Origin of the sequence: Streptomyces sp. NBC_00258, from assembly GCF_036182465.1 — a bacterium.
Taxonomy (GTDB): Bacteria; Actinomycetota; Actinomycetes; order Streptomycetales; family Streptomycetaceae; genus Streptomyces.
Map to the genome: position 1 here is coordinate 11,089,406 of NZ_CP108081.1, position 25,345 is coordinate 11,114,750.

Consider the following 25,345-nt stretch of genomic DNA (forward strand, 5'->3'; position numbering starts at 1 on the left):
CCCGTCCCTGAGGCGACCGCTCAGGGTGCGGTCACAGGCGGCTGCCGCTGCCGTACGGGGCGTAGAGGTCCAGCAGCCGGGTGCGGGCCGAGCGCAGGCGGTGGGCGAGGATGTCACCCACCCACTGGGTGACCGTGTGACCCAGGGCGGGGTCGTCCTGGCACATCGCCCGTACGGCCGTGGCATCGAACTCGTAGGCGCGGACCGGGCTCGTCGTCTCGGCGCCCAGATGCCAGGAGTGCGGTGCGAACAGCCAGGACCAGCCGACGAGTTCGTTGTGGCCGAGGGTTTCGATGACCGCTGCCTGGCGGCCGGGTACGTGCATGTCGAGCTGAACCGTGCCGGTGCGGATGATCCAGAACCGGTCGGCGCGACGACCCTCCTCGAAGAGGCGGATTCCCTGTGGGAACGACACCTCCCGGGCTATGTGCATCAGTCGCTGCCGGTGCTCGGCGGGCAGCGCCCGCAGCATGCTGGACGTGGGCGAAGCGTTCATGACCGGCCTCCAGGACGGACGTTCGGACCTACGACTTCCAGCGTGTGCCCGTGCTTGGGTTCGAACCATGGGCCATCCGGCCCCAGGGAGGGGCCTGTGCGGCCCCTGCTCACGCGGGTGTTCCTGTACGAGGCTCTGTACGAGAACGGGCAGGAACGGACACAGGAGGTGCCCACCATGGTTCGGCACATCACCACGGGAATCGACGGATCCGCCGAGAGCCTCGCCGCCGCGCACTGGGCGGCCCGTGAGGCCCTGCGTCGCGGCGTCTCGCTGAACCTCGTGCACGCCTGGACGTGGCACCCACGCCCAGCCCCCTCCGTCCCCGCGGACAGGACCGAGCGCGACTGGGCCGAACAGACCCTGGACCGGGCGGCGGGCAGCATCCGTGCCGCGCACCCCGGGCTGCGGGTCGTCGAGCGACTGGTGGCCGACTCCGCGGTGGCCGCCCTTCTCTCGGCGGCCGAGGACGAGGAGCTGCTGGTGCTCGGGTCCCGTGGTCTCAGTGGCGTCGCGGGATTCATGGTCGGCTCCGTGTCCCAGCGGGTCGTCGCCAGGTCCTCCCGCCCCCTGGTGCTCGTACGTGCGGGCGAGAGTGCCGCCGACGAACACTTCATCACCCTGGACGGCGTCTCGCCCGAGGAGATCCCCGAGACCCCGTATCGCGATGTCGTCCTCGGCCTGGACGTCCGGCGCCCCGGTGACGAGCTGATCGAGTTCGCCTTCGAGTCCGCACGGCGCTGCGGCGCCACGCTGCACGTGATCCACGCCTTCGGTATGCCGCGGGTCGAGCCGGCCGACGGACCGTGGGCCCCGGTGACCGGGCCGGAGCTGATCGCGGCAGAGGAACACGCCATGGCCGCGGCCCTGCGCCCGTGGTGCGAGAAGTTCCCAGAGATCTCCGTGGTCGAGACCGTCTCCGAGGGCCGGCCCGCCACCGCGCTGGTGCGGGCGTCGTCCGGAGCCTCCCTCGTAGTCGTGGGGCGCCGGACCAGGGACAGCCACCTCGGCACGCACATCGGCGCCGTCACGCACGCGGTGCTGCACCACGTCGGCTGCCCCGTCGCCGTCGTCCCGCACGGCTGAACCGGCGCCGTGACGGTGCTCCGGGCACCAACGGCCCCAGGGAGGGAACAGTCATGACCACACGTCACGTCGTCGTCGGTGTGGACGGCTCCGTCATCGCCGTAAGAGCACTGGACCTGGCCGCCGACGAGGCAGCGCTGCGCGCCGCCACTCTGGAGATCGTGTATGCCGTGCCCGACCGCGACGAAGCCGGCCCCGTACTGGCGTCCGCCGCCTCGCGGGTGGGTCACCGCCACCCGGGCCTGCCAGTCATGACCGTCCCTGCCGAGGGACACTCGGCGGCCGTTCTGGCGGAACGCGGCCGCAACGCCGCGCTGACGGTCGTCGGCTGCCGGAGTCTCGGCGGGTTCGCGAGCACGGTGTTCGGCTCGGTGAGCCGGCGCCTGGCCGCGCACGCGCCCGGCCCGCTGCTGGTCGTACGAGGCGACTCGCCGCCGCACCTGCACAACGAGGTACTGCTCGTCCTCGACGACGAGGACGACGCGGACACGGCGGCGCTCGCGTTTCAGGAAGTGGAACTCCGTGGGGCTTCACTGCGCGTCTTCCGGTCCTCGGCGGATCGGCACCCGGTCCCGGTAGCGGTGCCGCGCCGACGGAGCGAGTGGACCGCGTCGTACCTGCCGGCCGGTGACGCGCCGGCGGAGGTCGGCGAGCGGCATCCTCTCGTCCGCGTGGCGAGCCGAGACGCTGCCGCCGCCTCCACGCAGACGCTGCTGGAGGCCACACGTACGGCGGACCTCGCCGTGACCGCCCGCCGGTGCAAGCAGAGCGGGCACGGCCGCCATCTCGGTTCCCTGGCACGTACGTTGCTGCATCGGGCCCACTGCCCGGTGCTGCTCGTACCTGCCGGGCAGGACGGCGCAGCGTCCCCGGCCTCGTGAAAGAACTCCGCCGCGCCGTGTGCCGGGAGCACGGGCTGTAGGCCCTGTCGTTCTACTGAGTGTCGTCCCGGGCGTGACTCCACTCCCGGTACGCCGCGACGGCGGTGGGCAGCGTCGGGAAGACCAGGTCGGCGCCGACCGACTTCGTCAGGCCGTACGCGTCCAGGTCGTCCATCAGGTCCTGCTTGACGCGGGCGAGGGCGAACACGATGCCGCGCCGGGTCAGTTCGAGGCGCAGCGCGTCGACGGCGTCCAGGGCGGTGATGTCGACCTCGACGTTGGCCTCGGTGTTGAGGACGAACCAGCGGACCGCGTCCTCCTGTCCGTCGACGGCGGCCAGGGCCCGGCGCCGGAAGTCCTCGGCGTTGGCGAAGAACAGGGGCGAGTCGTAGCGGTAGACCAGCAGGCCGGGGATGGTGTGGGCCTGGGGGTAGTCGTCGATGTCGTGCATGCCGGCCACACCCGGGACCACTCCTTGGACGGCATCGTGCGGACGGGCGACGCGGACCAGCAGCTCCGCGACCGACAGGCCGACGGCGACGATCACGCCGTAGAGGATGTCCAGGGTCAGTACCCCGGCCAGGCAGCCGAGGGCCAGCAGCAGTTCCCGGCGGCGGAAGGACGCCAGCCGGCGGAAGCCCGCCAGGTCGATCATGCGGACGGCGGCGTACACGACGAGCGCGCCCAGTACGGCCGAGGGCGTGCGGGTCAGCAGCGGGCTGAGGAAGAGCAGCACCGCGAGGACCGCCGCACCGGCGACCAGCGCGTACGCCTGGCTGCGGGCGCCCGCCGAGGCGGCGAGCGCGGTCCGGCTGGCGCTGCTGCTCACCGGGAATCCGTGCAGCGCGCTCGCACCCAGGTTGGCCGCACCTAGGGCCAGGAACTCCTGGTTGGGGTCGAGGCCGGGGCCCTTGTCGTCGGAGGAGTCGACGGTGAAGGCACGCGCGGTGAGGATGAAGTCCGTGTAGCCCACTAGGAGGACCCCGAGGGCGGGGAGGACCAGGTGCGCCAGTTCGGTCAGGTCGGGCACGGCGAGGCCGGGCAGCCCCGACGGGACCTCGCCGATCACCTTGATGCCGTACCGGTCGTCGAGGTCGAACACGGCCACGGCCGCCGTCCCGAGCACCACGGCCAGCAGCGGGCCGGGGACCATCCGGAGGAACCGCGCCACCGCGAAGAGAAACGTGAGCGTGACGGCGCCGAACAGCAGCGTCGCCCCATGGACCTGCGTCAGGTGCCGTACGAAGGACCAGAGTTGGGCGAAGAAGGCCGAGCCCGTTGTGTCCACGCCGGTGAGCTTGGGCAGCTGGTCCACGATCATGATCAGTGCCACGCCCGCGAGGTAGCCGATCAGGACGGGCCGGGAGAGCAGGTCCGCCAGGAACCCCAGCCGCACCGCCCACGCCACCAGGCACAGCAGGCCCACCGTGAGTGCGAGGGCGGCCGCCAGCGCGGCGTAACGGTCCGGGTCTCCGGCGGCCAGCGGGGCGACCACGGTTGCCGTCATCAGCGCGGTCGTCGACTCGGGGCCGACCGACAGCAGGCGTGAGGAGCCGAACACGGCGTACAGCGCGAGTGCGGGCAGGATCGCCCACAGTCCGGCGACCGGCGGCAGGCCCGCCACGCCCGCGTACGCCATCACCTGCGGGACGAGGTACGCGGCCACGGTCACCCCGGCCAGCAGGTCGCCCTTCAGCCACGAGCGCCGGTAGCCGAGGAGTGTGCCGAGTCCGGGCGTGAGACGGCCGAGGAGCGTGCCGAGCCCCGGTGCCGGACGCTCCCGCCCCGGAACGTGCCCACCCGTGCTCCTTGCCATGAGTCTCCTTCTGCCGCGTGACCTCAGGATCCACCGAGGCGCGGACGGCCGCGAGGCGCGGACCCGGCCGAAGGAACCTACAGGCAGTGCGGTCCCCTTACCGGCAGCCCAACCGGCCCTGCGGAAAGGGCCGTTCGGCCCCGTTGTCGCGGACCTTCGGCATCCGGTGACGCCCGCCCGGTGCGACCAGAGTGATTGGTGTCGGACAACGACCGGACCATCCCCGAATCCCCGAAGGGACCATCACCATGGCCGTGCACGAGCATCCTCGCCGGAGCCCGGGGTTCCACCTGCCGTCGTTCCGCGGGAACGGGACCGCCGACACCTCCGAGTCCGCCGTGTCGGCTCGTACCGACACGCACACGGCGCGGGCCTACGCCTTCGCGTCCCTGCGCCTGCTGACCGGGTTCGTCTTCCTGTGGGCGTTCCTCGACAAGACCTTCGGCTTCGGCTACGCCACCCCGTCCGGCAAGGGCTGGATCGACGGTGGCTCGCCGACCAAGGGCTTCCTCAGCGGCGTCGCCGCCGGGCCGCTGGAGTCCACGTTCCATTCCTGGGCCGGTGCCCCATGGGCGAACTGGCTGTTCATGGCCGGCCTGCTCGGCGTCGGACTGGCCCTGGTCGGCGGATTCGCGCTGCGGCTCGCGGCCGTAGCGGGCACCGCGATGATGGCGCTGATGTGGATCGCCGAGTGGCCGCCCGCCAAGCAGCTCTCCGACGGGTCGCCGAGCATGTCCACGAACCCGTTCGTCGACTACCACCTCGTCTACGCCGTCGCCCTGATCGCCCTCGCCCTGGCCTCCGCCGGCGACACCTGGGGCATCGGAAAGCTCTGGGCCAGGCTGCCGTTCGTCCGCAGCAACGGCTGGCTGCGCTGACCTCGGGGTACGCGGCGGGCCCCGTCACGGGCCCGCCGCTCCCGTTGGCCCGATGGGGCCGATCGGCCCCTGCTGGGGACCTACGGCCCCTGCACCACGAACTCATCCGACACGACGCTGGAACCGGATCGTGCGACCGCGATTCCGGTTCCGATTCCGACCCAGAAGGTGGAGACCATGCCCCGCACCGTCATCGTGGGACTCGACGGCTCGCCCGAAAGCCACGCCGCGGCCGAATGGGCGGCCCGGGAGGCGAAACTGCACGGACTGCCGCTGAAGCTCGTCAATGTGTGGGAGCCCGCTCCGACGCCCGTGGCACAGGCGCCACTCCTCGGCGCCGAGACCCAACAGCACTGGAGCGAGCGCATCCCCCGTGAGGCCGCCGAGGGCCTGCGCCTGCGGCACCCCGGTGTCGAGATCACCGCCGAGCAGGTCTACGGCCGGCCCAGCGAGGTTTTGGCGCGCCCGGCCCAGGACGCCGCGCTGCTCGTCCTGGGCTCACGCGGCCTGAGCGGGATCGGCGGGTTCCTGGTGGGCTCGGTGGGCCTCTCCGTCGTGGCGCATGCCGAGCGGCCCGTGGTGCTGGTCCGTGCCGGGGAACAGGCCGCCGACGAGCACGCGATGGATCCGTCCGGCATCCCGTCCGCCGCGACGCCCTTCCGGCCGGTGGTGCTCGGCCTGGACCCCGACAGCCCGGACGACTCGGTGCTCGCCTTCGCCTTCGAGGAGGCGGCCCGTCGTGCCACCGCGCTGAGGGTCGTGCACGGCTGGAGTCTTCCGCCGTACTACGCCTACGGGCTGTCCGCCGACCTCGGCCTGCACGAGGAGATAGTCCTGCAGCAGACCGCCCGGCTCACCGAGACGCTGCGCCCGTGGCGACAGAAGTACGCGGACGTGGAGGTCGTCGAGGAGTCCCGCTCGGGCAGCCCGGCCAACCAGCTGGTCGACGCCTCCCGCGAGGCCTCCCTGGTCGTCGTGGGCCGCCGCGTCCGCCACAACCCGGTCGGTGCCCACATCGGCTCGGTCACACACGCCGTGCTGCATCACGCCACCGCCCCCGTCGCCGTCGTCGCGCACGGCTGACGCATCCCGAGGAGAACGAGAACCATGAAGGCAGCGGTCGTACGCGCATTCGGCGAGCCCCTGGTCATCGAGGAGCGCCCCGATCCAGAGCCCGGCTCCGGCCAGGTCCGGGTCCGCGTGGAGGCCTCCGGGCTGTGCCACACCGATATCCACGCGGCCCACGGCGACTGGCCCGTCAAGCCGAACCCTCCCTTCGTCCCCGGCCACGAGGGCGTCGGTCTCGTCGAGGCCCTCGGAGACGACGTCACCCACCTGGCCCTCGGGCAGCGGGTCGCCGTGCCCTGGCTCGGCAAGACCTGCGGACGGTGCGAGCACTGCCTGTCCGGCTGGGAGACGCTGTGCGAGCAACAGATCAACACCGGATACGGGTGCGATGGCGCGTACGCCGAGAAGATGCTGGCCTGGGCCGACTTCGCGCAGCCGGTGCCCGAGGGCATCTCCGCGCTCGACGCCGCCCCGCTCACCTGCGCCGGCGTCACCACGTACAAGGCCCTCAAGGTCGCCGGCGTTCGGCCCACGCAGCTCGTCGCCATCTCCGGTGTCGGAGGACTGGGCCATCTGGCGGTGCAGTACGCGAAGATCGCCGGAGCGACCGTGGCGGCGATCGACGTCACCGACGAGAAGCTCGAACTCGCCGCGGAACTGGGCGCCGACATCGTGATCGACGCCCGCGAGCACGACCCCGGCGAGGTGCTCAGGCGGCACGGAGGCGCGCACGCCGCCATCGCGCTCGCGGTGAACGAGACCGCCTTCTCCGCGGCCTATTCAGGGCTCCGGCGCGGTGGAAGGCTCGTCATGGTCGCACTGCCGGCGCACGGCACGATCCAGGTCCCGATCTTCGACACCGTCCTGGGCGGGATCTCCGTGATCGGATCCATCGTCGGCACCCGGCAGGACCTGACCGAGGTCTTCCAGCTGCACGCGGCGGGCCGGACCAGGGTGATCCAGGAGACCCGACCCCTCGCGAGCGTCAACGAGTCCATCGACGAGGTGCTGCGCGGCCAGATCAAGGCAAGGATCGTCTTCGACCTCGGCGAAGGAAGGTGAGGGCGATGGAGCTTCCCCTGGTCGTCGGTGTCGACGGCTCCGAACCCGGCATGCGCGCCGTGGACTGGGCGGCGGACGAGGCCGCCCTGCGCGGCGTACCGCTGCGGCTGGTGTACGCCTCACTGTGGGAGCGCTACGAGGGCGCCGCGCTGGCCGAGGGCCTCGGCAGGTCCTCGGAGCAGGTGCTGGCCGACAGCATCGTCGAGGCCGCCGCGAAGCGTGCGCACCGCCGCGAGGTGGACCTGAAGATCTCCACCGAGGTGCTGCCCGAGGAACCGGTGCCCGCACTGCTGCGCGAGGGGCGAAACGCCTCCGCACTGGTCCTGGGCACCCGCGGCCGCAGTGGAATCGCCGAGCTCCTGCTCGGCAGCGTCAGCCTCGCCGTGGCCGCCCGCGCGGACTGCCCGGTGATCGTGCTGCGCGGCAGCCACGACCATCGGATGACGTCCAGGATGCGCCGGCGCATCGTGCTCGGCGTCGGTGAGGAGCCCGAGAACTCGGCCGCCGTGCGGTTCGCGTTCGAGGAGGCGCGGGAACGTCGGGTACCGCTGGAGGCAGTACGTGCCTGGCGCTGCCCGGCGCACGAGTCGACCGACCACCCTCTGCTGTCCGGCGAACCCGCCCACCTGCACGAACAGCAGGCCACGGAAACCCTGGAAGCGGCACTGCGTGACGCCCCGGCCGGTGTGGAACTGCGCCGGCGCATCGTCGAGGGACCCGCCCGAACGGTGCTGCTCGACGCCTCGGCCGAGGCCGACCTGCTCGTCGTCGGAGCCCAGCGGCGCCACGGCCACTTCGGGCTCCAGCTGGGCCGCGTCGCCCACGCGGTCCTGCACCACTCCGCCTGCCCCGTCGCCGTCGTCCCCCAACAGGCATGACCGGCTCAGAGGCTCGCCGCGTGATCGGGGACGTATGTCTGCAGATCGCGGGGCGGGCGCTGGTAGCCGGTCGAGGGTGGCCGGGCCGGCAGCTCCAGTACTGGCGGCGGCACCTCGTGGTACGGCACGGAGCCGAGCAGATGGGCGATCATGTTCAGGCGGGCCCGGCGCTTGTCGTCGCTCTCCACGACGAACCACGGGGCCTCCGAGATGTCCGTGTGCACCAGCATCTCGTCCTTCGCCCGGGAGTACGCCTCCCAGCGGGTGATCGACTCCAGGTCCATCGGGGAGAGCTTCCAGCGCCGCGTCGGGTCCTTCAGCCGCTGCCGGAACCGCTTCTGCTGCTCCGTGTCGCTCACCGAGAACCAGTACTTGCGCAGCAGGATCCCTTCCTCCACCAGCATCCGCTCGAAGATCGGGCATTGGCGGAGGAAGAGCTGGTACTCCTCCTTGGTGCAGAAGCCCATGACGTGCTCGACACCGGCGCGGTTGTACCAGCTGCGGTCCAGCAGCACGATCTCCCCGGCCGCGGGCAGATGCTCGACGTACCGCTGGAAGTACCACTGGGTGCGCTCGCGCTCGGTCGGCTTGGGCAGCGCCACGGTCCGCGCGACGCGCGGGTTGAGGTGCTCCGAGGCCCGTTTGATCGTGCCGCCCTTGCCGGCCGCGTCCCGTCCCTCGAAGACCACCACGAGCCGGGCGCCCTCGGCCCGCACCCACTCCTGGAGTTTCACCAGCTGCGTCTGCAGACGCAGCAGCTCCTGCTCGTACGCCGCACGCGGCACCCTCGCCGTCTTCTTGCCGGCCATGCCGCCTCCTCCGCTCGATGACGTCCTTCGATGACACCCACGGAGTCACCATGACCAACGTCGAACACCAGGACAGCACCGTACTGACCGACGAGGAACTGCGCACCCTGGACGCCCACTGGAGGGCGGCCAACTACCTTGCCGTGGGCCAGATCTACCTGCTGGCCAATCCGCTGCTCACCGAGCCTCTGACGCCCGAGCACATCAAGCCACGGCTGCTCGGCCACTGGGGTACCTCGCCCGGCCTCAACCTCGTGCACACGCACCTCAACCGGGTGATCAAGGCCCGCGGTCTCGACGCCCTGTGCGTCTGGGGTCCCGGCCACGGCGGTCCCGCCGTCCTCGCCAATTCCTGGCTGGAGGGCAGTTACAGCGAGACCTACCCGGACGTCTCGCGCGACGCGGCGGGCATGGACCGGCTGTTCCGGCAGTTCTCCTTCCCCGGCGGCGTGCCCAGCCATGTGGCGCCCGAGACGCCGGGCTCGATCCACGAGGGTGGCGAGCTGGGGTACTCCCTCGCCCACGCGTACGGGGCCGCCTTCGACAACCCCGATCTGCTGGTCGCCTGCGTGATCGGTGACGGCGAGGCGGAGACCGGACCGCTGGCCGCCTCCTGGCACTCCAACAAGTTCCTGGACCCGGTGCACGACGGCGCGGTCCTGCCGATCCTGCACCTCAACGGCTACAAGATCGCCAATCCGACCGTGCTGTCCCGGATTCCCGAGCACGAACTCGACGCCCTGCTGCGGGGATACGGGCACGAGCCGATCCATGTCACCAGTGACGACCCGCGCGAGATCCACCGCGCCATGGCCGGCGCCTTCGACCAGGCCCTCGACCGCATCGCGCTGATGCAGAACACGGCTCGTGAAGACGGCGTGACGGAGCGCGTCCACTGGCCCATGATCGTGCTGCGGACCCCGAAGGGCTGGACAGGACCCGGCGAGGTCGACGGGGAGCCGGTCGAGGGAACATGGCGTGCGCACCAGGTCCCGCTGTCCGGCGTGCGCGAAAACCCCGACCACCTGCGGCAACTGGAGACGTGGCTGCGCTCGTACCGGCCCGAGGAACTCTTCGACGTCGACGGCCGACCCACCGCAGAGGTCCTCGCATGCATTCCCGCGGGGGCTCGCCGGCTGGGCGCCACGCCGCACGCCAACGGCGGTCTGCTCGTACGCGACCTGCCCATGCCGTCCCTCGACCGCTTCGCCGTCCCCGTCGACAAGCCGGGCGTCACCTCGCACGAGCCCACCCGGGTCCTCGGCGATCTCCTCGAACAGATCATGAACGACACGTCGGGCCGTCGTGACTTCCGGCTCGTCGGCCCCGACGAGACCGCCTCCAACCGGCTGGGCGCCGTCTTCAACGCCAGCGGCAAGGCCTGGCAGGCACAGATGCTCCAGGTGGACGAACACCTGGACCGGCACGGCCGGGTCATGGAGATCCTCTCCGAACACCTCTGCCAGGGCTGGCTGGAGGGCTATCTCCTCACCGGACGGCACGGTCTGTTCTCCTGCTACGAGGCGTTCGTGCACATCGTCGACTCAATGGTCAACCAGCACATCAAGTGGCTCAAGACATCGAGGGAGTTGCCGTGGCGAGCCCCGATCGCCTCCCTCAACTACCTTCTGACGTCGCATGTCTGGCGCCAGGACCACAACGGCTTCTCGCACCAGGACCCCGGCTTCGTCGACCACGTCCTCAACAAGAGCCCCGAGGTCGTACGGGTCTATCTGCCGCCGGACGCCAACACCCTGCTCTCCGTGGCCGACCACGCCCTGCGCAGCCGCGACTACGTGAACGTGATCGTCGCGGGCAAGCAGCCCTGCTTCGACTGGCTCTCCATGGACCAGGCACGCGCCCACTGCGCACGCGGAGCGGGCATCTGGGACTGGGCGGGCTCCGCCAACGGAGACCGCGAACCCGACGTCGTCCTCGCCTGCGCGGGTGACGTCCCCACCCAGGAGATCCTGGCCGCCTCCGATCTGCTCCGGCGCCATCTGCCCGAGCTGGCCGTCCGCGTCGTCAACGTCGTGGACATGACCCGGCTGCTGCCACGCGCGGAACACCCGCACGGGATGGGCGACTTCGAGTACGACGGCCTGTTCACCACCGACAAGCCGGTGATCTTCGCCTACCACGGCTATCCCTGGCTGATCCACCGCCTGGCCTACCGCCGCACCGGCCACGCCAACCTCCATGTCCGCGGCTACAAGGAGATGGGCACCACCACGACACCGTTCGACATGGTCGTCCGCAACGACATGGACCGCTACCGCCTCGTCATGGACGTCATCGACCGCGTCCCCGGCCTCGGAGTCCGTGCCGCCGCCGTACGCCAGCGGATGGCGGATGCCCGTACCCGCCATCACGCCTGGATCCGCGAACACGGCACGGACCTGCCCGAGGTCGCCGACTGGTCCTGGACCGCCTGACATCCCTTGCACGGCAAAGGAGTTCATCATCGGACCGATAGACCTTCCGCAGCCGTCAGAGCCTCCAATGCGCCGGCCTGGGTGCGCCAGTCCGACGGGTTGGGGCTCGTGCCGGACCAGCGCTGGCCCAGGCGGTTGAGGGGGTCCCGGTCCGTGGCCCAGATCGAGTCGGCCTGCTTCGTCACGTAGGCCCGGTGGACGGTGGACCCGGTGGCGTCCGCCAGGTCGGCGAAGTGCCGTATGAAGATGCCCTTGAACTGCTTCTGGTTGTCGTCGCAGGAACCCGTGCCGACGTCGCAGGACTCGGTCAGCACGCCGCCGCGGGTCAGCGCCGGCGAGGACATCGCGGCGTCGGCCAGGCGCTTTGCCGTGTCCAGGTACCGGCCGGTCCCGGTGGACCGCCAGAGCTGGGTGAAGGCGCCGATGGCGAGGCCCTGGTTGTAACTCCACACGGTCTGGCCGTTGTTGCCGCAGTTCGCGTTCAGCCCGTCGTTGACCAGGCCGGAGGAGTTGATCAGCCCGCTGCCCAGGTACCAGTTCGCGGCCGTGGCCGCTCGCGAACTCCACACGGTGTCACCGGAGATCCGCTGGTGCAGCGAGGTGGTCAGCCACAGGTACTGCCCGTTGGTCACGGCGTTCTTGTACGTGCGCTCCCGGTCCCACCAGACACCGCCGCCGCACGTGCTCGGATCCCAGTACTTGTGCACGTAGTCGGCGATCGTCACGGCCTCGTCCAGGTAGCGCCGCTCGCCCGTGTAGTCGTACGCCGTCAGCCAGGCGATGGCCCACCAGCCCGCGTCGTCGATCGCACGGCTGATGAAGTGCCCCTCGATCGGGTCCGAACTGCGGGCCCCCGCGGGGAAGACACCGCGGTTCTGCTCGAAGGTACGGGAGATCACCCAGTCGTAGTCGTGCCGCCCGGTGCGCTCGGCGAAGTCGATGACCGAGGTGGTGGCGACGGCCGAGTTCCACCAACTGCTGCGCCACCAGCCCTCGTTGGTCTGGTACGACGCCATCAGCGCGTCCGCCCCCGCACGTGCCCGGGTCGGTGCCGGCCTGGCCCAGGCGGTGCAGCTGCCCTCCTGGTGGGAGGCCTCACGGCCACAGGCGCGGACGGCCCCGCCGTACAGCAGGCCCCGCGGGTCCCGGGTGGCGAACATGGCGGTCCGGGTCGAAGTCGCCCCGGACGACACGCTCGTACGGCCGAGGGAAGCGCCCTCGGGCCAGCTCGCGCCGGCGTCCCAGGAGCGGTCGAGCCAGATCTCGTCGCCCGCGCCACCGCCTCCGACGACGCCCCAGGCCATTCCGTTGCGTTGGTCGACATGCAGGCTGATGGTGCGGCCGAAGAGGGTGGCAGACGGTACGGGGGTGTCGTCGCCGGACGCGGTGGCGGGATCGGCGCCGTCGCAGAACGAGCCGTCGCACACCTTCGGATACGCCCAGTCGGTGCAGGTGACACCACCTGCGTCACCGCAGGCACGGATCCAGCCGCGCCGGTGCCCCACCGGGTCGGTGATGTTGTACATCAGCGTGCGGGTGCCGGTCCACGTGCCGGGGATGCCGGCCTTGCCGAGCAAGGGCTCCCAGGTGGCGCCCCGGTCCCAGGACCGGTCCAGCCAGGTCGCGTCGCCCTTCACGCCGTTGTCGATGCTCGCCCAGGCCATGTTGTCGGGGTCGGAGACATGCAGCCGGACGATCCGGCCGTTGATGGTCCTGTTCGGCACCGGGAAGGTGTCCTGCCGTGCCTTCGAAGGGTCCAGGGTGTCGCACGCCAGGGCACAGACCGGCGTCGCGGCACGGGCGGCGGGGGCGGGGAGGGCGACGAGGCCGGTCAGGGCCAGGAGCAGGGCCAGGAACAGGGTCAGGGGTCCGCCGAGGACCGGGTGGGGCCGGGCTGACATGACGTACCGCCAATCCGTGAGGACCGTACGCGGAAGGGAGGGGATGGCCGCCCGTGGAGGGCGGCCACCTTCAGAAGTGCCTGCTGTACGTGGGCGGTCGTGCTCAGGGCGCCCAGGGTGCCGAGATCGCCCACGTGGTGTCCGGGACGAAGCTCGCCGGGTTGTCCCAGGTGTGCGTGCCGCCCTGCTGGGCCAGCCAGAGCTCCGCGTTGATGTGCCGCAGGTACTGGCGGGGGAAGCCCGACGCCGACAGCCGGATGCCACCGCTGCCCTGCACCGGGCACCAGGTCGCGTCCTCCTTGTAGAGCGTGGAGTTGGCGTTCGCGTCGCGCCGGACGCGGAACTCGCTGTGGCGCAGGTACTCGCCCGGGTAGTTGCGGGACTCGAAGGAGTAGCAGAGCCGGTTGGCGAGACCGGGCTTCACCTTCCAGGTGGCGTCCTCCTTGAGCAGGGCGGTGCTGCCCGAGTTCACCACCTCGGTGAAGCCGAGCCCGTCCTTGTGACGGAGGTAGCGGTCGGTATGTCCCGGCGTGGTGACCCGGATCGACACGTACTGCTCCACCGGCAGTTTCACCGTCGGTCCGACCGTGCGGGACGCCGTGATGAGCGCCTGGTTGGCCGCCCGGACGCGGGCCTCGTCGACCTTGACGATCTGGCGGTCGTAGGTCAGCAGGCCGTTGGCCTCGTTCTCGACGTCCGTGATCTGCGTGTAGACGGCCGCCGACAGGCCGCCCGCCGGCATCGAGTTCTCCCGGATGCCGTCGAGCAGCCCGACGAGCCGGTCGTTGAGGGCGGACAGGCTCGGCTGGTCCTCGTAGCTGAACCCGCCGCCCGGATACCACTCGTGGCCGGAGACCCGGATGCCGAGACCTCCGTACTCGCCAAGCACGGAGGCGCGTACCGGCTCCGTCGGGGTGTTGCCGGGACCGACGTAGTTGTGGTTGTCGACCACGTCCCCGTTGCCGCCGTCCTGGGATCCGCAGCAGTTGACGCCGCTCATGTTGTCCACGAGGCGCGAGGGGTCGTACGACTTGACCATGTCCGCGATGCGGGCCTGGTCGTACTGGCCCCAGCCCTCGTTCTGGTTGACCCACAGGATCAGCGAGGGCGAGCTGCGGTGCTCGTCGATGATCGCGCGGTACTCGTTCTCCCACTGGGTGCGGGCCGCGGCTGACGGGCTCTTTCCACTGTCCATGGCCGGCATGTCCTGCCACACCAGCAGCCCCAGACGGTCCGCCCAGTAGAACCACCGCTGCGGCTCGACCTTGATGTGCTTGCGGACCATGTTGAAGCCCAGGTCCTTGTGCTTCTGCAGGTCGTACCTGAGGGCCGCGTCGCTGGGGGCGGTGTGGAGGCCGTCCGGCCAGTAGCCCTGGTCCAGGGTGCCGCTCTGGAAGACGAACGACCCGTTGAGCACGGGGCGTTGGACACCGTTCACATTCCGCACCGAGATGGACCGCATGCCCGCGTAACTGCCGACCCGGTCGGCGCCCGCGCTGCCGGTGAGCTCGGCCGTGACGTCGTACAGGAACGGGTCCTCCGGCGACCACAGACGGGCGTTGGGCACCGGTACGGAGAATTGTTGGCCGACCGATCCGGTGACACTGCCGACCTGTGTGCCGCCGTTGGAGACGGTGACCTTGACGCTCGCGCCGTCGGCCCCGGCCGCGCGCACCGTCACCCGGAGGGTGTTGTCCTGGAGGTTCGGGACCATGTCGAGCCGGGTGATGCGCGCGGCGGCGGTCGGCTCCAGCCAGACCGTCTGCCAGATCCCGGACGTGGCGGTGTAGAAGATGCTGCGCCCGGCGTGCGGGGTGACGTCCTGGATGCGCTGCTTGCCGACGGCCTGGCCGCCGGTCTGCGTGGCGTCGTACGTGGAGACGACGATCGTGTTGGTGCCGCCGCCGTTCAACAGCGGCGTGATGTCGTACGAGAACGAGTCGTAGCCTCCTCGGTGGACGGCCCCTGCCTGCTGTCCGTTGACCCAGACCGTGGTCTCCCAGTCGGAGGCGCCGAAGTTGAGCTGGACGCGGCGGGCGCCCCAGCCGGACGGGACCGTGAAGGTGCGCTTGTACCAGAGCTTGTCGTTCTCGGTGATCTTCCGTTGGATGCCCGAGAGCGCGGACTCCGGTGCGAAGGGCACCCGGATCTGCTCGCCGAAGGACGACGGCTGACCGGCGTCGCGGGATGTGACGGCGAAGTCCCAAATGCCGTTGAGGTTGGCCCAGTCGGGCCGGGTGAGCTGCGGTCGCGGATACTCCGGCAGCGGGTTGTCGACCGGGACCTGGTCGGTCCACGGAGTCGTCATGGGCGCTGGCTTGGGGGTCCAGGCCGCCGCGGCGGCATCGGCGGGAGCCGTGCCGGAGGAGAGGAGGCCGGTGACGGCGAGTGCAAGCACCGCGGCGGCGGTCGTGACGCGCCGCCAGGTGGATAGGGGTCTCAGCATGGTGATCGCTCCAGTGTCTCGGTGGCGCACGGAGGAACGCCGCCCGCAGGACGGTGGAACTGGTTCAACACGGGAGAGCTTGCTGCACGAACACCACAGCATTCACCCGGCCAATTGTCCAGACCAAGTGCAGACAACGTTGTCGGACGATCGATGAACTCCCGTCTCATGGCGCCGCGTTGAACAGGTCGAGGGCGCTCTGCTGCCGTGCCGCGTCCAGCTTGTCGACCGGGCCGAACCAGCGCAGTCCGTACTGGTCGAGAGCGTTGCGGTCGCTCGTGTGGGCACGGTCCGCCTGGCGTTGCAGGTAGGCGGTGTACGGGTGGTCGGGCAGCGCGGAGTTGAGCTTGCCCAGACCGCGGACGTGCGCGCCCTTGAAGGACGGCCCGTCGCCTCCGCAGTCGCCGCCCTCGCACGGGTCGCGCAGGATGCCGTCGGCGGTGTGGAGCGAGGAGGTCGAGGTCGCCGCGTCGGCGATCTGCCGTGCGCGGGTGAGCAGTGCGCCGTCGCCGGTCGCCCTGTTGAGTTCGGTGAGGGCCCCGAGCAGGACTCCCTGGTTGTACGACCAGACGGCCTGTCCGTTGTTGCGGCAGGTGGACAGGTCGACTCCGTCGTTGACCAGGTTCGAGCCGTTGATCATGCCGGTGCCCTGGAACCAGGACCAGCCGGCCCGCGCCCGGTTCAGATACGTCGTGTCACCCGGGATGCGGTTGTGCAGGGCGGCGCTGAGCTGGATGTAGAGGGAGTTGGCGATGGCGTTCTTGTACGTCTTCGCCGTGCTCCACCACACTCCGCCGCCGCAGGTGCCGTCCCAGTACGCGGCCATGTGGTCGGCGTCGGCGCGGGCGGTGTCCAGATAGCGGCGGTCGCCCGTCAGGTCGTACGCGGCGACCCAGGCGAGCCCCCACCAGCCGGTGTCGTCGATGTACTCGTTGCGGAACTGCCCGTCCTTCGCGTTGAGGTTCAGGTCGTACGTGCGGGAGATCGCGTACGAGTAACTGCTCATGCCCGTCACCCGGATGTTGTCGACGAGGGCGTTGAGGGCGTTGGCCGAGTTCCACCAGCCGGTGGTGTCGAACAGGCCGGTGCCGTAGTTGTAGGAGGTCATCAGCCCGGTGGCGGCCGCGGTGCGCCGGTTGCCGGCGTTCCACGTGGTGCGGGCCCACGGGGTGCACGCGATCTCGGTGCGGTCCCCGGCCTTGCCGCAGGCGCGAAGGGCGCCGACGCCGTGGTTGTTCCAGTCGTCCACGTTGTACATGAGCGTGCGCCAGGCGCGTTGACCTGCCGGGACGGTCGTGTCGCCGAGCCTGCTGCCCGAACTCCAGGTGCGGCCGCCGTCGAAGGAGCGGTCGAGCCAGACCTCGTCGCCCGGGTTGCCGTTGCCGATGGACGCCCAGCCCATCGCGTCGGTGTCGTCGAAGTGGAGGGCGATCGACCGCCCGTGGACCGCCGCCGTGACCGGAGTCCGGTCGCCCGGGGAGAGGGCGGGGTCACGGGCGTCGCAGTACTTGTTGCAGATCGCGGCGGCGGCCGCGGCAGTGGTCGTGTCGGCGGCGGACGCGGACTGTGGGGCGAGGCCCGCCAGCAGCGCAAGGGCGAGGGTCGCGGCCGACCGCCTGAGGATTCGGGGTCTTGGAAGGAGAGTCATGGGGCCTCTCTGTCAGGGCAACGCCCCTGAGCCCTTCCCGTGGAACCGGTCTCGTTCCTTCGCGGACGACACCGGTGCGAGCGAAGGCGGGGGCTGTGGAAACGAACATGAGAGCGCTCTCGGAAGGTAGTGAGGGGGAGAGGGCGCGTCAACGGTGCGGACGTACAAGGGAGTTGAACGTGGGGCAAGAAGGGGCGGCATACGCCGAGGCGGACGGGGTCGTCAGACAGGCCCTGGAGGACGAGCCCTTGGTCAGCGGAGTGTCCAGATCTGGTTGTCCCTGCCGTCGCATTCCCAGAGGACCGCCCCTGTTCCGCTCGAACCCCCGAAGACGTCGACGCACTTCCGCGACTGATCGGCCATCGGTTGTGTACCGGCGAGGTGGAACCGCTGGCTGCCGTTGCCGTTGCAGCCGGACAGCTGGATCTCGGTCCGGTCGTCGATCGCCCCGCCGGCCACGGTCATGCATTTCCCCGACGACCGGAGATTCCCGCCCGATCGGGTCTGCCATCGCCGCGCGCTGATGGGCGGGCCACGGAGTCGCCGCCGGACGGTACGTCCGTGCCGCGAGCCGACCTCAACCTCGACTTCACCGGGTCCGGGCGGCCTGCGTGCCGGGCGCGGCACCGTCCGTCACCAGCCGGTCAGCAGCAAGTGGTTGAGAAGCAGGGCGAGCGCTGCCTGGGCCGCGAGCCAGCTGCGGGGTCGGGTCAGGAACGCGCACGAGGCCAGTAGCCACATGGCGAACGGCAGCCAGATGCGCTCGGTCTCCGCTTTGCTCATCCCGGACAGGTCGGCGATGAGCAGAGCGGCGAATGCGGCGGCGACCAGCACGGCGAGGCGGAGTTCGGCGGAGGCGCCGGGGATGTCCGCCCAGGGCAGGACCCGTCGGCGCAGGGCCGAGCCGACCTGTGCGGAAGCGCCGTGGCGGTCGCGTGTCCGCCCGGGAAGAGGAGCGTCTCGGGGAGGACGTGCCTTGAGCCGTGTCGGGAGCTGGGAGAGCGCGGCGCCGGTGCGCCGCAGGCCCGCCACCGTTGCCGGGCCCACGATCAGGACCGTGCAGGCGAGGTTGGCCCACACCCAGTAGCCGTAGGGCCGGATGCCGCCGGCCCCCTCGTAGTAGCGCTCGACGAGCAGCCGATACGCCTCCCACCAGTTGAAGCCCGCGAGGGTGAACACGACCGGGACGACGGCGACTCCGGCGAGGGCGTAGGGCAGGGGCCGGGTTCGGCGCGGGCCCAGCAGCAGGACGGCTCCCGCGATCACGGCGAAGAGAGTGAGCCCGTAGGAGAGATAGCAGGTGAGGCCGAAGAGGAGGCCGGAGGCGAAACCGGTGAGCCGCGGCCGGTGCCCGGTGACCGCGAGGGCGAGGCACGCGATCGTCCAGGCGGCGACCGCCGCGAAGTAGCCGTCCGCGGACGTCCCCATCCATACCGCGGCCGGCGCCAACACCAGGAACGGTGCCGCTCGGCGCGCGAGCGCCTCGTCCGCGAGGGCCCGCACGGCGATCAGTACCGCCACGCACGCCGACGCACCGACGGTGATGCAAAAGGCCCCGGCCCAGCCTCCGCCGCCCAGTCCGACCCGGTCGAGCAGGACGAACGTGACCGTCGCCGCCGGAGGATGGCCCGCCACATGCGCGGGCCAGTGGTCGGGGGAGTGGATCAGGATGTGGCCGGTGAAGTCCCGCAGTGTCGCGGGGATGTCATGGAAGCGGTCGATGACCTGCAGGTACTCGTACTTGGTCGTGAGTCGGACCGCGACCCCGCGCTGCCAGCCGTCGATCAGCGCCAGTGACCACGTCCACGCCATGGCCGTGCCCCAGGCGGCGCCCAGCAGAGCGCGCCACGGTAGCCGGGCGGCCACTCGCGGCCCGTACGCCACGACGCCTACGGCGACGACGAGTGCCGCAGGGGTGCCGGGGCCTACGTGGAGACCCCAGTTGGCGTACAGGGGAGGCCAGCCCACGTGCAGGGTGCCGTGCTCCCGCTCGATCGCGGTGCCGACAAGGGCGGCCGTCACGACGAGAAGGGCGGCGGCCACGGTCGCGTACAGGTCTCGGAGAAGATCACGGGTCACGGGGGAACGCTAGGCCGCGGGGACCGCGCCGAGGCTGTTGCGCGTGCGGACGTCAGCGTTTCGTCATGTGTCGAAGGCCCCTTTCCGCAGTGGCGGCGGCCTACGGTCGGCGCATGTCACGGTTGCACACCCCGCCTGTCTCGCCCACGTCCCCCGGTTTCTGGCGCAGTCCCGTACGCGGCCCGTGGTTCACCTCCGTGCTCGGTCTCGTGCTGCTCGGCGGGATCACCGCGCTGTTCGTGACGGGGCTGCTGTCGTACGCCGCGTACAACCCGGACCTCGCGCCGGTGAACGACAAGACCCCTGACAAGGGACTGCTCGGCTTCTACCTCTTCGCCTGGCCGACGCATCCGTACTGGCTGTACCGGCTCACCCAGGGCGTCCATGTCACGCTCGGCATCACGCTCATCCCGGTCCTGCTGGCCAAGCTGTGGTCGGTGGTGCCGAAGCTGTTCGCGCTGCCGCCGGCCCGGTCGCTCGCGCACGCCGCGGAGCGGATCTCCCTGCTGTTCCTCGTCGGCGGCGTGCTGTTCGAGTTCGTGACGGGTGTGCTCAACGTCCAGCTGGACTACCTCTTCCCCGGCTCCTTCTATCCGCTGCACTTCTACGGCGCCTGGGTGTTCTTCGCCGCGTTCGTGGTGCATGTGGTGCTCCGGGCCCCCGCCGCCGTACGCAATGTGCGTCGCATGCGGGCGGGGAACGGCCCTCAGGAGGAGGCGGGCGGGGAGCCGGACTTCCCGCTGGTCTCCCCGGAGCCGGCCGAGCCCACCGTGTCCCGGCGTGGCGCGCTGTGGTTCGTCGGCGGCGGTTCGCTGTTGTTGTTCGGCACCACGGTCGGCCAGAGCTTCGACGGTCCGCTGCGGCGCACTGCCCTCCTGGCGCCGCACGGTGGCGCCGATCCGGGCAGCGGTCCCGGCGGCTTCCAGATCAACAAGACGGCCGCGTCCCGGGGGATCAGAGCTGTCGAGATGCGCGAGGACGTGTGGCGGCTGGTCCTCACCGGCCCTTCCGGGACCGTCCGGTTGAGCCGTGCCGAACTGCTCGAACTGCCCCTGCACAGTTCGGCGTTGCCCATCGCCTGTGTGGAGGGGTGGTCCACCGGCGACCAGTGGTGGCGGGGTGTACGGATCCGTGAACTTGCCGTTCTCGTCGGGTACGACGCGGAAGCGGCCCCCGACGTCATGGTGGAGTCCCTCCAGCGGCATGGCGCCTTCCGCAAGGCCGCCCTGCGGTCCAACCAGGTGCGTGACCCGCGCTCCCTGCTCGCCCTGGACGTCAACGGCGAGCCGCTCACCCCGGACCACGGCTACCCGGCCCGGATCATCGTGCCCGCGGCGCCCGGTGTGCTCAACACCAAGTGGGTGGCCCGGATGACGTTCGGAGACCTGTGATGCGCAAAGCGTTCCCTCCGCTGGGCAGCCCCCTGCAGATTCTGCTCCTGGCCTGCTCGTTCGCACTCGCCGGATACGCCGGTGTGCGCCTGCTGTCCGGGGACCGGCTCGGGGTGACGCTGTGGTTCGTGGGCGCGGCCGTACTGCACGACCTGGTGTTTCTGCCGCTGTACGCGGCCCTGGACCGGGCCGTCGCCGGAGCGCTCGGTGCCGTCGGCCGCCGGACCTGGACGCTGTACGTCCGGGTGCCGGCGGCCCTTTCCGGGCTTCTGCTGCTGGTGTGGTTCCCGTTGATCAGCGGCCGGGTCGAGGACAGCTACGAGTCCGCCACCGGTCTGTCCGCGGACGGCTTCCTCGCCCGCTGGCTGCTGATCACCGCCGTACTGTTCGGTGGTTCCGCCCTGCTGCTGGTGCTGCGGCTGCGCAGGGAGACGAAGCAGCGGCCACCGGTCGACCACTGATCCACGGTGCGCCAGCCCAGCGGGCGGGCGTACCGCAGCAGCGCCCGGGTGCCGAGCCGGGCCCAGGGGAACGCGGCGCCGGTGGCCCCTTGGGCGTCCGTGCCGCGCACGATGCGGACGTCGGCGCGCTCGTCCACGTCCACCGGGGCCGTCTCGGCGATCAACAGGCCGCCGGGCAGCAGTAGTTGGGCCACTCTGCGGAGCAGGGCGCGTGGGTCGCCGCCGATGCCGAGGTTGTCGTCCAGGAGCAGCGCGGTGTTCCATCGGCCCTCGCCCGGCAGCGGTTCGAAGACCGAGCGCAACAGGGCGGGCCCGCCCAGGCCCAGGGTGTGCGCGACGGCGGCCTCGCTGACGTCGATACCGAGCGCGGTCCGGCCCCGGACGGCGAGTTCCGTGACCAGCCTCCCGGGCCCGCACCCGACGTCGAGAACGGCACTCTCGCACCGGTCCAGGACCTCCCGGTCCACGGCGTCGGCCCGCGCACACCAGCGCTCGACGTCCAGCGGCAGCAGCCAGCCGTCGCCACGGCGCAGGAAGAGCGGTCCCCGGCCGGCCCGGAGGGCGTCGGCGTAGGGGTCGGCCGACCAGCTGTGCCCGGAGGTGTCCCGCGCCATCACCTCATGCGCAGTGCTCATCGGCGGCCGGCCGTCCGCAGCCGGGCCAGTTCCGCGGCGAAGCAGCCGTGCGGCGCCAGGGCGGCGACCGCTTCGGTGTCGGCGGACGTGTCCACGTCCCGCAGGCGCGGCAGGTCGCGCACCCGCAGGCCGGCGGCGACGAGCCTGGCGCGCTGTGCGGCGCCGGTGCCGGGCGTCGACATCGGGACCCCGCGCAGCAGCTCCGGGTCCGGCTCCACCAGCCCGAGAGCCCAGAAGCCGCCGTCCTCCGCCGGGCCGAAGCAGGCGTCGTACCCGTCGAAGTGCGCAGTGAGCAGACTGGGGGTGACCTGTGGTGTGTCCATCCCGATCAGCAGGGCCGGTCCGTCGCAGCCGGCGAAGGCCGCGGCCAGCCGCTCGTCGAGGCCGCCCGCACACTGCGGTACGACGTCGAAGCCGGGCGGCAGCCAGGGCCCGGGCCTTCCGTCGAGGACCAGGACCCGGCGTCGGGCGGGTGCCGCGGCCACCGCGCGCAGGGTGTCGGTGAGGGCCGCCTCGGCGAGCGCCGCCGCCTCCTCGGGCGTGAACGGCGGCGTGAGCCGGGTCTTCACCCGTCCCGGCCGCGGTTCCTTGGCGATGACGAGCAGGGTGGTCACCGGCGGGATCCTCCTTGTGTCTGTGCTGTGGCCGCCGTGGTTACGGCGGGTCGCTCGGCCAGGACGCGGCTCATGTCCCGTACCGCCTGCCAGGTGCCGCGCCAGGTCCCGGTCACCTTCGAGGTACCGGACCGTGGCAGGTACGGGACGTCGTGCTCGGTGACGTGCCAGCCCGCGTCGGAGGCCCGCACGACCATCTCCAGCGGGTAGCCGCTGCGCCGGTCGGTCAGGTCCAGGGCGAGGAGCGCCTCGCGGCGGGCGGCCCGCAGCGGACCCAGGTCGTGCAGGCGCAGACCGGTGCGGCGGCGCAGCATCAGCGCGAGCGCGAGATTGCCCGCCCGGGCGTGCACGGGCCAGGCGCCCCGGCCCCGCGGCCGGCGCCGCCCGAGCACCAGGTCGGCCTCGCCGCCGCGGACTTCGCCCACGAACGGCACGAGCAGAGCAGGGTCCAGCGAGGCATCGCAGTCGCAGAAACACACGATGCCGGCCGTGGCCGCGGTGAGCCCCGCGTGGCAGGCGGCGCCGAAGCCGCGGCGCGGTTCGTGGACGACGGTGGCGCCCAGTTCGCGGGCGATGTCCGCCGAGCCGTCGGTGGAGCCGTTGTCCACGACGAGGGCACGCCAGCCGGGCGGAATGCGGGCGAGTACCCAGGGCAGTGCCTCGGCTTCGTTCAGACAGGGGAGGACGACATCGACGTCCTCGGGTGTGGAAGAGGTCATCACGGCTCTCACCCTACGAACGCGAACCGGGCAAATCGGACTTCGGCTCCTTACGAAACACGGACGTCAGGGCGGGTGGGCCACTCGGGGAGCGACGGCGGAGGGCATGCGGTGCGAGGCTGGCCGCATGGAACAGCAACCGCACGAGTCGGTGGCGGACGTCTCCGCCGACGCACGGCCCGGGACGGCACGTGTCCTCGTCGTCGACGACGACCCCACGGTCGCCGAGGTCGTCTCGGGCTACCTTGATCGCGCCGGGTACCTGGTGGACCGGGCCGAGGACGGGCCGACCGCCCTCGCAGGCGCCGCCGCGCACTGGCCGGACCTGGTGGTACTCGATCTGATGCTGCCCGGCATGGACGGCCTGGAGGTGTGCCGCCGGCTGCGCGGCCGCGGCCCCGTGCCGGTCATCATGCTCACCGCCCGCGGCGACGAGGACGACCGCATCCTCGGCCTTGAGGTGGGGGCGGACGACTACGTGACCAAGCCGTTCAGCCCCCGGGAGCTGGTGCTGCGGGTGGAGTCGGTCCTGCGCCGCACGCGGCCCCGTCCGGGCACGCGTTCCCACAGCGCGGCCGGCCTCACCGTCGACCCGGCCGCGCGCCGAGCCACCAAGAACGGCGGCGAACTCGCCCTGACCCTCCGCGAGTTCGACCTGCTCGCGTTCTTCCTGCGGCATCCGGGCCGGGCTTACAGCCGCGAGGATCTGATGCGGGAGGTGTGGGGCTGGGACTTCGGCGACCTCTCGACGGTCACGGTCCACGTCCGACGCCTGCGCAACAAGGTCGAGGACGATCCCGCCAGGCCGCGCCTGATCCAGACGGTGTGGGGCGTCGGCTACCGGTTCGATTCCGCCGGGTCCTCCGGTCCTTCCGATCCTCCCGGTGTGTCCGGCCAGGGTGGGGAGTGATCATGCTCGCCACCCTGCTCATCGCTCTGTACGCCTTCCTCGGCGCCGCTGCGGCCGGGCTGCTCGGCGCGGGAGCGCTGTGGATGCTGCGCCGCCGCTCACTGACCACCTCCCTCACCGTGGTGGCCGCCGTCGCCGTGACCGCGATGCTCGCGGGCACCCTGGCCGTGGCGCAGGCGATGTTCCTGTCCGCACACGACCTGTCCGTGGTGACGACGGTGGTCGCGATGGCGGCCGTCGTCTCCCTGGCCGCCGCCCTGCTGCTGGGCCGCTGGGTGGTCGCCCGCAGCCATGAACTCGCCCTTGCCGCCCGCTCCTTCGGTGACGACGGTGACTTCACGGCACCCCACGGTGCGGCCACCGCCGAACTCGCCGCGCTCAGCCGCGAGTTGCAGGCCACCAGCGCGAAGCTCGCCGAATCCAGGCAGCGCGAGCGTGCCCTGGAAGCCTCGCGTCGTGAACTCGTCGCCTGGATCTCGCACGATCTGCGCACCCCGCTCGCGGGCCTGCGCGCGATGGCCGAGGCGCTGGAGGACGGTGTCGCCGCCGACCCGGACCGCTATCTGAAGCAGATCCGCACGGAGGTCGAACGCCTCAACGACATGGTCGGCGACCTCTTCGAACTCTCCCGCATCCACGCCGGCAGCCTGGCTCTGTCGCCCTCCCGTATGTCCGTCTACGACCTGGTCGGCGATGCCCTCGCCGGGGTGTATCCGCTGGCCCGCGAACACGGGGTGCGCCTCGTCGGGGACCGCGTCGAGCCCCTGCCGGTGGAGGTGGACGGCAAGGAGATGAGCCGTGTGCTGGGCAACCTCCTGGTCAACGCGATCCGGCGCACCCCCGCGGACGGCACCGTCATGGTGGCCGCCGAACGCCTGCCCGACGGCGTGGTGTTGTCCGTGACGGACGGCTGCGGCGGCATCCCCGAGGAGGACCTGCCCCGCGTCTTCGACACCGGCTGGCGCGGCACCCACGCCCGTACCCCACCTGCCGGGGCCGGCCTGGGCCTGGCCATCGTCCGCGGCATCGTGGAGGCCCATCAGGGCCGGGCCACCGTGCGCAACATTCCCGGCGGCTGCCGCTTCGAGGTGGTGCTGCCCGCGGCCGCTTCCTGAGGCGGGCAGCACCACCG

21 protein-coding genes are annotated in these 25,345 nt (G+C 71.2%); 10 read left to right on the top strand and 11 right to left on the bottom strand.

The annotated features are described in order from the left end of the window. Positions 1–31: 31 nt before the first annotated feature. A complete protein-coding gene (locus OG718_RS49205) occupies positions 32–496 on the bottom strand; it encodes a Crp/Fnr family transcriptional regulator (protein WP_328847274.1) in 465 nt (154 codons plus the stop codon). A gap of 177 nt (positions 497–673) precedes the next feature. On the opposite strand from OG718_RS49205, the gene OG718_RS49210 reads away from it, so the two are divergent. Next, the gene (locus OG718_RS49210; RefSeq protein ID WP_143642358.1) at positions 674–1,582 is read left to right on the top strand and encodes a universal stress protein; all 909 of its coding nucleotides are present in this window, start codon (positions 674–676) and stop codon (positions 1,580–1,582) included. A gap of 53 nt (positions 1,583–1,635) precedes the next feature. Continuing rightward, positions 1,636–2,463 carry a universal stress protein gene (locus tag OG718_RS49215; protein WP_328847275.1) on the top strand — a complete coding sequence of 276 codons (828 nt, stop codon included), beginning with the start codon at positions 1,636–1,638 and terminating at the stop codon, positions 2,461–2,463. 52 nt (positions 2,464–2,515) lie between these two features. Here the strand turns inward: OG718_RS49215 and OG718_RS49220 are convergent, their stop codons facing one another. Continuing rightward, a complete protein-coding gene (locus OG718_RS49220) occupies positions 2,516–4,279 on the bottom strand; it encodes a SulP family inorganic anion transporter (protein WP_143642323.1) in 1,764 nt (587 codons plus the stop codon). Positions 4,280–4,527: 248 nt separating this feature from the next. Here OG718_RS49220 and OG718_RS49225 point away from each other — a divergent pair, with 248 nt between their 5' ends. The 4 genes from OG718_RS49225 (at position 4,528) to OG718_RS49240 (ending at position 8,165) form a co-directional block, all read left to right on the top strand. Beyond that, positions 4,528–5,157, top strand: a complete 630-nt coding sequence (locus tag OG718_RS49225) for a hypothetical protein (protein ID WP_328847276.1) — start codon at positions 4,528–4,530, stop codon at positions 5,155–5,157. A gap of 177 nt (positions 5,158–5,334) precedes the next feature. After that, positions 5,335–6,240, top strand: a complete 906-nt coding sequence (locus tag OG718_RS49230; RefSeq protein ID WP_143642319.1) for a universal stress protein — start codon at positions 5,335–5,337, stop codon at positions 6,238–6,240. Between the two features lie 24 nt (positions 6,241–6,264). Further along, positions 6,265–7,287, top strand: a complete 1,023-nt coding sequence (gene adhP / locus OG718_RS49235) for an alcohol dehydrogenase AdhP (protein WP_143642317.1) — start codon at positions 6,265–6,267, stop codon at positions 7,285–7,287. A gap of 5 nt (positions 7,288–7,292) precedes the next feature. Next, positions 7,293–8,165 carry a universal stress protein gene (locus OG718_RS49240; RefSeq protein ID WP_143642315.1) on the top strand — a complete coding sequence of 291 codons (873 nt, stop codon included), beginning with the start codon at positions 7,293–7,295 and terminating at the stop codon, positions 8,163–8,165. Between the two features lie 5 nt (positions 8,166–8,170). Here the strand turns inward: OG718_RS49240 and ppk2 are convergent, their stop codons facing one another. Beyond that, complete coding sequence (gene ppk2, locus OG718_RS49245; RefSeq protein WP_143642313.1) at positions 8,171–8,974, bottom strand: polyphosphate kinase 2; 804 nt, start codon at positions 8,972–8,974, stop codon at positions 8,171–8,173. 50 nt (positions 8,975–9,024) lie between these two features. Here ppk2 and OG718_RS49250 point away from each other — a divergent pair, with 50 nt between their 5' ends. After that, the gene (locus OG718_RS49250) at positions 9,025–11,409 is read left to right on the top strand and encodes a phosphoketolase family protein (RefSeq protein WP_143642311.1); all 2,385 of its coding nucleotides are present in this window, start codon (positions 9,025–9,027) and stop codon (positions 11,407–11,409) included. A 26-nt stretch (positions 11,410–11,435) separates the two neighbouring features. On the opposite strand, the gene OG718_RS49255 is transcribed toward OG718_RS49250, so the two are convergent. From OG718_RS49255 to OG718_RS49275, 5 genes are all read right to left on the bottom strand, one after another. Further along, positions 11,436–13,310, bottom strand: coding sequence for a glycoside hydrolase family 76 protein (locus OG718_RS49255; RefSeq protein WP_328847277.1), 1,875 nt, complete (start codon positions 13,308–13,310; stop codon positions 11,436–11,438). 103 nt (positions 13,311–13,413) lie between these two features. Beyond that, positions 13,414–15,756, bottom strand: a complete 2,343-nt coding sequence (locus OG718_RS49260; RefSeq protein ID WP_143642307.1) for an AbfB domain-containing protein — start codon at positions 15,754–15,756, stop codon at positions 13,414–13,416. Positions 15,757–15,922: 166 nt separating this feature from the next. Then, a complete protein-coding gene (locus OG718_RS49265; protein WP_328847278.1) occupies positions 15,923–17,404 on the bottom strand; it encodes a glycoside hydrolase family 76 protein in 1,482 nt (493 codons plus the stop codon). Between the two features lie 252 nt (positions 17,405–17,656). Next, positions 17,657–18,031 (bottom strand): ricin-type beta-trefoil lectin domain protein, encoded by a 375-nt coding sequence (locus OG718_RS49270; protein WP_328847279.1) that lies wholly within the window; start codon positions 18,029–18,031, stop codon positions 17,657–17,659. Between the two features lie 6 nt (positions 18,032–18,037). Continuing rightward, on the bottom strand, positions 18,038–19,483 hold the full coding sequence (locus tag OG718_RS49275; protein WP_328847280.1) for a hypothetical protein: 1,446 nt from the start codon (positions 19,481–19,483) through the stop codon (positions 18,038–18,040). Between the two features lie 113 nt (positions 19,484–19,596). Here OG718_RS49275 and OG718_RS49280 point away from each other — a divergent pair, with 113 nt between their 5' ends. Beyond that, entirely contained in the window at positions 19,597–20,874 is a 1,278-nt protein-coding gene (locus OG718_RS49280; RefSeq protein ID WP_328847281.1) for a molybdopterin-dependent oxidoreductase, read from the top strand. A gap of 316 nt (positions 20,875–21,190) precedes the next feature. Here the strand turns inward: OG718_RS49280 and OG718_RS49285 are convergent, their stop codons facing one another. The 3 genes from OG718_RS49285 to OG718_RS49295 are packed head-to-tail and all read right to left on the bottom strand — an operon-like array spanning position 21,191 to position 23,303. Then, entirely contained in the window at positions 21,191–21,970 is a 780-nt protein-coding gene (locus OG718_RS49285) for a class I SAM-dependent methyltransferase (RefSeq protein WP_306942197.1), read from the bottom strand. Next, positions 21,967–22,584, bottom strand: a complete 618-nt coding sequence (locus OG718_RS49290) for a TIGR04282 family arsenosugar biosynthesis glycosyltransferase (RefSeq protein ID WP_143642296.1) — start codon at positions 22,582–22,584, stop codon at positions 21,967–21,969. Before OG718_RS49290 ends, OG718_RS49285 begins: the two co-directional genes overlap by 4 nt. After that, entirely contained in the window at positions 22,581–23,303 is a 723-nt protein-coding gene (locus OG718_RS49295; protein WP_186001400.1) for a glycosyltransferase family 2 protein, read from the bottom strand. The genes OG718_RS49290 and OG718_RS49295 overlap by 4 nt, the downstream gene beginning before the upstream one ends. Positions 23,304–23,430: 127 nt before the next feature. On the opposite strand from OG718_RS49295, the gene OG718_RS49300 reads away from it, so the two are divergent. Together OG718_RS49300 and OG718_RS49305 are read left to right on the top strand one after the other, a co-directional pair. Next, positions 23,431–24,213 carry a response regulator transcription factor gene (locus OG718_RS49300; RefSeq protein ID WP_143642293.1) on the top strand — a complete coding sequence of 261 codons (783 nt, stop codon included), beginning with the start codon at positions 23,431–23,433 and terminating at the stop codon, positions 24,211–24,213. Between the two features lie 2 nt (positions 24,214–24,215). Next, complete coding sequence (locus tag OG718_RS49305) at positions 24,216–25,328, top strand: sensor histidine kinase (protein WP_328847282.1); 1,113 nt, start codon at positions 24,216–24,218, stop codon at positions 25,326–25,328. Positions 25,329–25,345 lie beyond the last annotated feature (17 nt).

What these genes read in the sequence shown, in the direction of transcription:
- OG718_RS49295 (WP_186001400.1), bottom strand. Translation starts at nt 23,303, where the DNA reads ATGACCTCTTCCACACCCGAGGACGTCGATGTCGTCCTCCCCTGTCTG.
- OG718_RS49240 (WP_143642315.1), top strand. Translation starts at nt 7,293, where the DNA reads ATGGAGCTTCCCCTGGTCGTCGGTGTCGACGGCTCCGAACCCGGCATG.
- OG718_RS49230 (WP_143642319.1), top strand. Translation starts at nt 5,335, where the DNA reads ATGCCCCGCACCGTCATCGTGGGACTCGACGGCTCGCCCGAAAGCCAC.
- OG718_RS49255 (WP_328847277.1), bottom strand. Translation starts at nt 13,310, where the DNA reads ATGTCAGCCCGGCCCCACCCGGTCCTCGGCGGACCCCTGACCCTGTTC.
- OG718_RS49260 (WP_143642307.1), bottom strand. Translation starts at nt 15,756, where the DNA reads ATGCTGAGACCCCTATCCACCTGGCGGCGCGTCACGACCGCCGCCGCG.
- OG718_RS49300 (WP_143642293.1), top strand. Translation starts at nt 23,431, where the DNA reads ATGGAACAGCAACCGCACGAGTCGGTGGCGGACGTCTCCGCCGACGCA.
- OG718_RS49215 (WP_328847275.1), top strand. Translation starts at nt 1,636, where the DNA reads ATGACCACACGTCACGTCGTCGTCGGTGTGGACGGCTCCGTCATCGCC.
- OG718_RS49205 (WP_328847274.1), bottom strand. Translation starts at nt 496, where the DNA reads ATGAACGCTTCGCCCACGTCCAGCATGCTGCGGGCGCTGCCCGCCGAG.
- OG718_RS49280 (WP_328847281.1), top strand. Translation starts at nt 19,597, where the DNA reads ATGTCACGGTTGCACACCCCGCCTGTCTCGCCCACGTCCCCCGGTTTC.
- OG718_RS49210 (WP_143642358.1), top strand. Translation starts at nt 674, where the DNA reads ATGGTTCGGCACATCACCACGGGAATCGACGGATCCGCCGAGAGCCTC.
- OG718_RS49220 (WP_143642323.1), bottom strand. Translation starts at nt 4,279, where the DNA reads ATGGCAAGGAGCACGGGTGGGCACGTTCCGGGGCGGGAGCGTCCGGCA.
- OG718_RS49305 (WP_328847282.1), top strand. Translation starts at nt 24,216, where the DNA reads ATGCTCGCCACCCTGCTCATCGCTCTGTACGCCTTCCTCGGCGCCGCT.
- OG718_RS49265 (WP_328847278.1), bottom strand. Translation starts at nt 17,404, where the DNA reads ATGACTCTCCTTCCAAGACCCCGAATCCTCAGGCGGTCGGCCGCGACC.
- ppk2 (WP_143642313.1), bottom strand. Translation starts at nt 8,974, where the DNA reads ATGGCCGGCAAGAAGACGGCGAGGGTGCCGCGTGCGGCGTACGAGCAG.
- OG718_RS49225 (WP_328847276.1), top strand. Translation starts at nt 4,528, where the DNA reads ATGGCCGTGCACGAGCATCCTCGCCGGAGCCCGGGGTTCCACCTGCCG.
- OG718_RS49285 (WP_306942197.1), bottom strand. Translation starts at nt 21,970, where the DNA reads ATGAGCACTGCGCATGAGGTGATGGCGCGGGACACCTCCGGGCACAGC.
- adhP (WP_143642317.1), top strand. Translation starts at nt 6,265, where the DNA reads ATGAAGGCAGCGGTCGTACGCGCATTCGGCGAGCCCCTGGTCATCGAG.
- OG718_RS49250 (WP_143642311.1), top strand. Translation starts at nt 9,025, where the DNA reads ATGACCAACGTCGAACACCAGGACAGCACCGTACTGACCGACGAGGAA.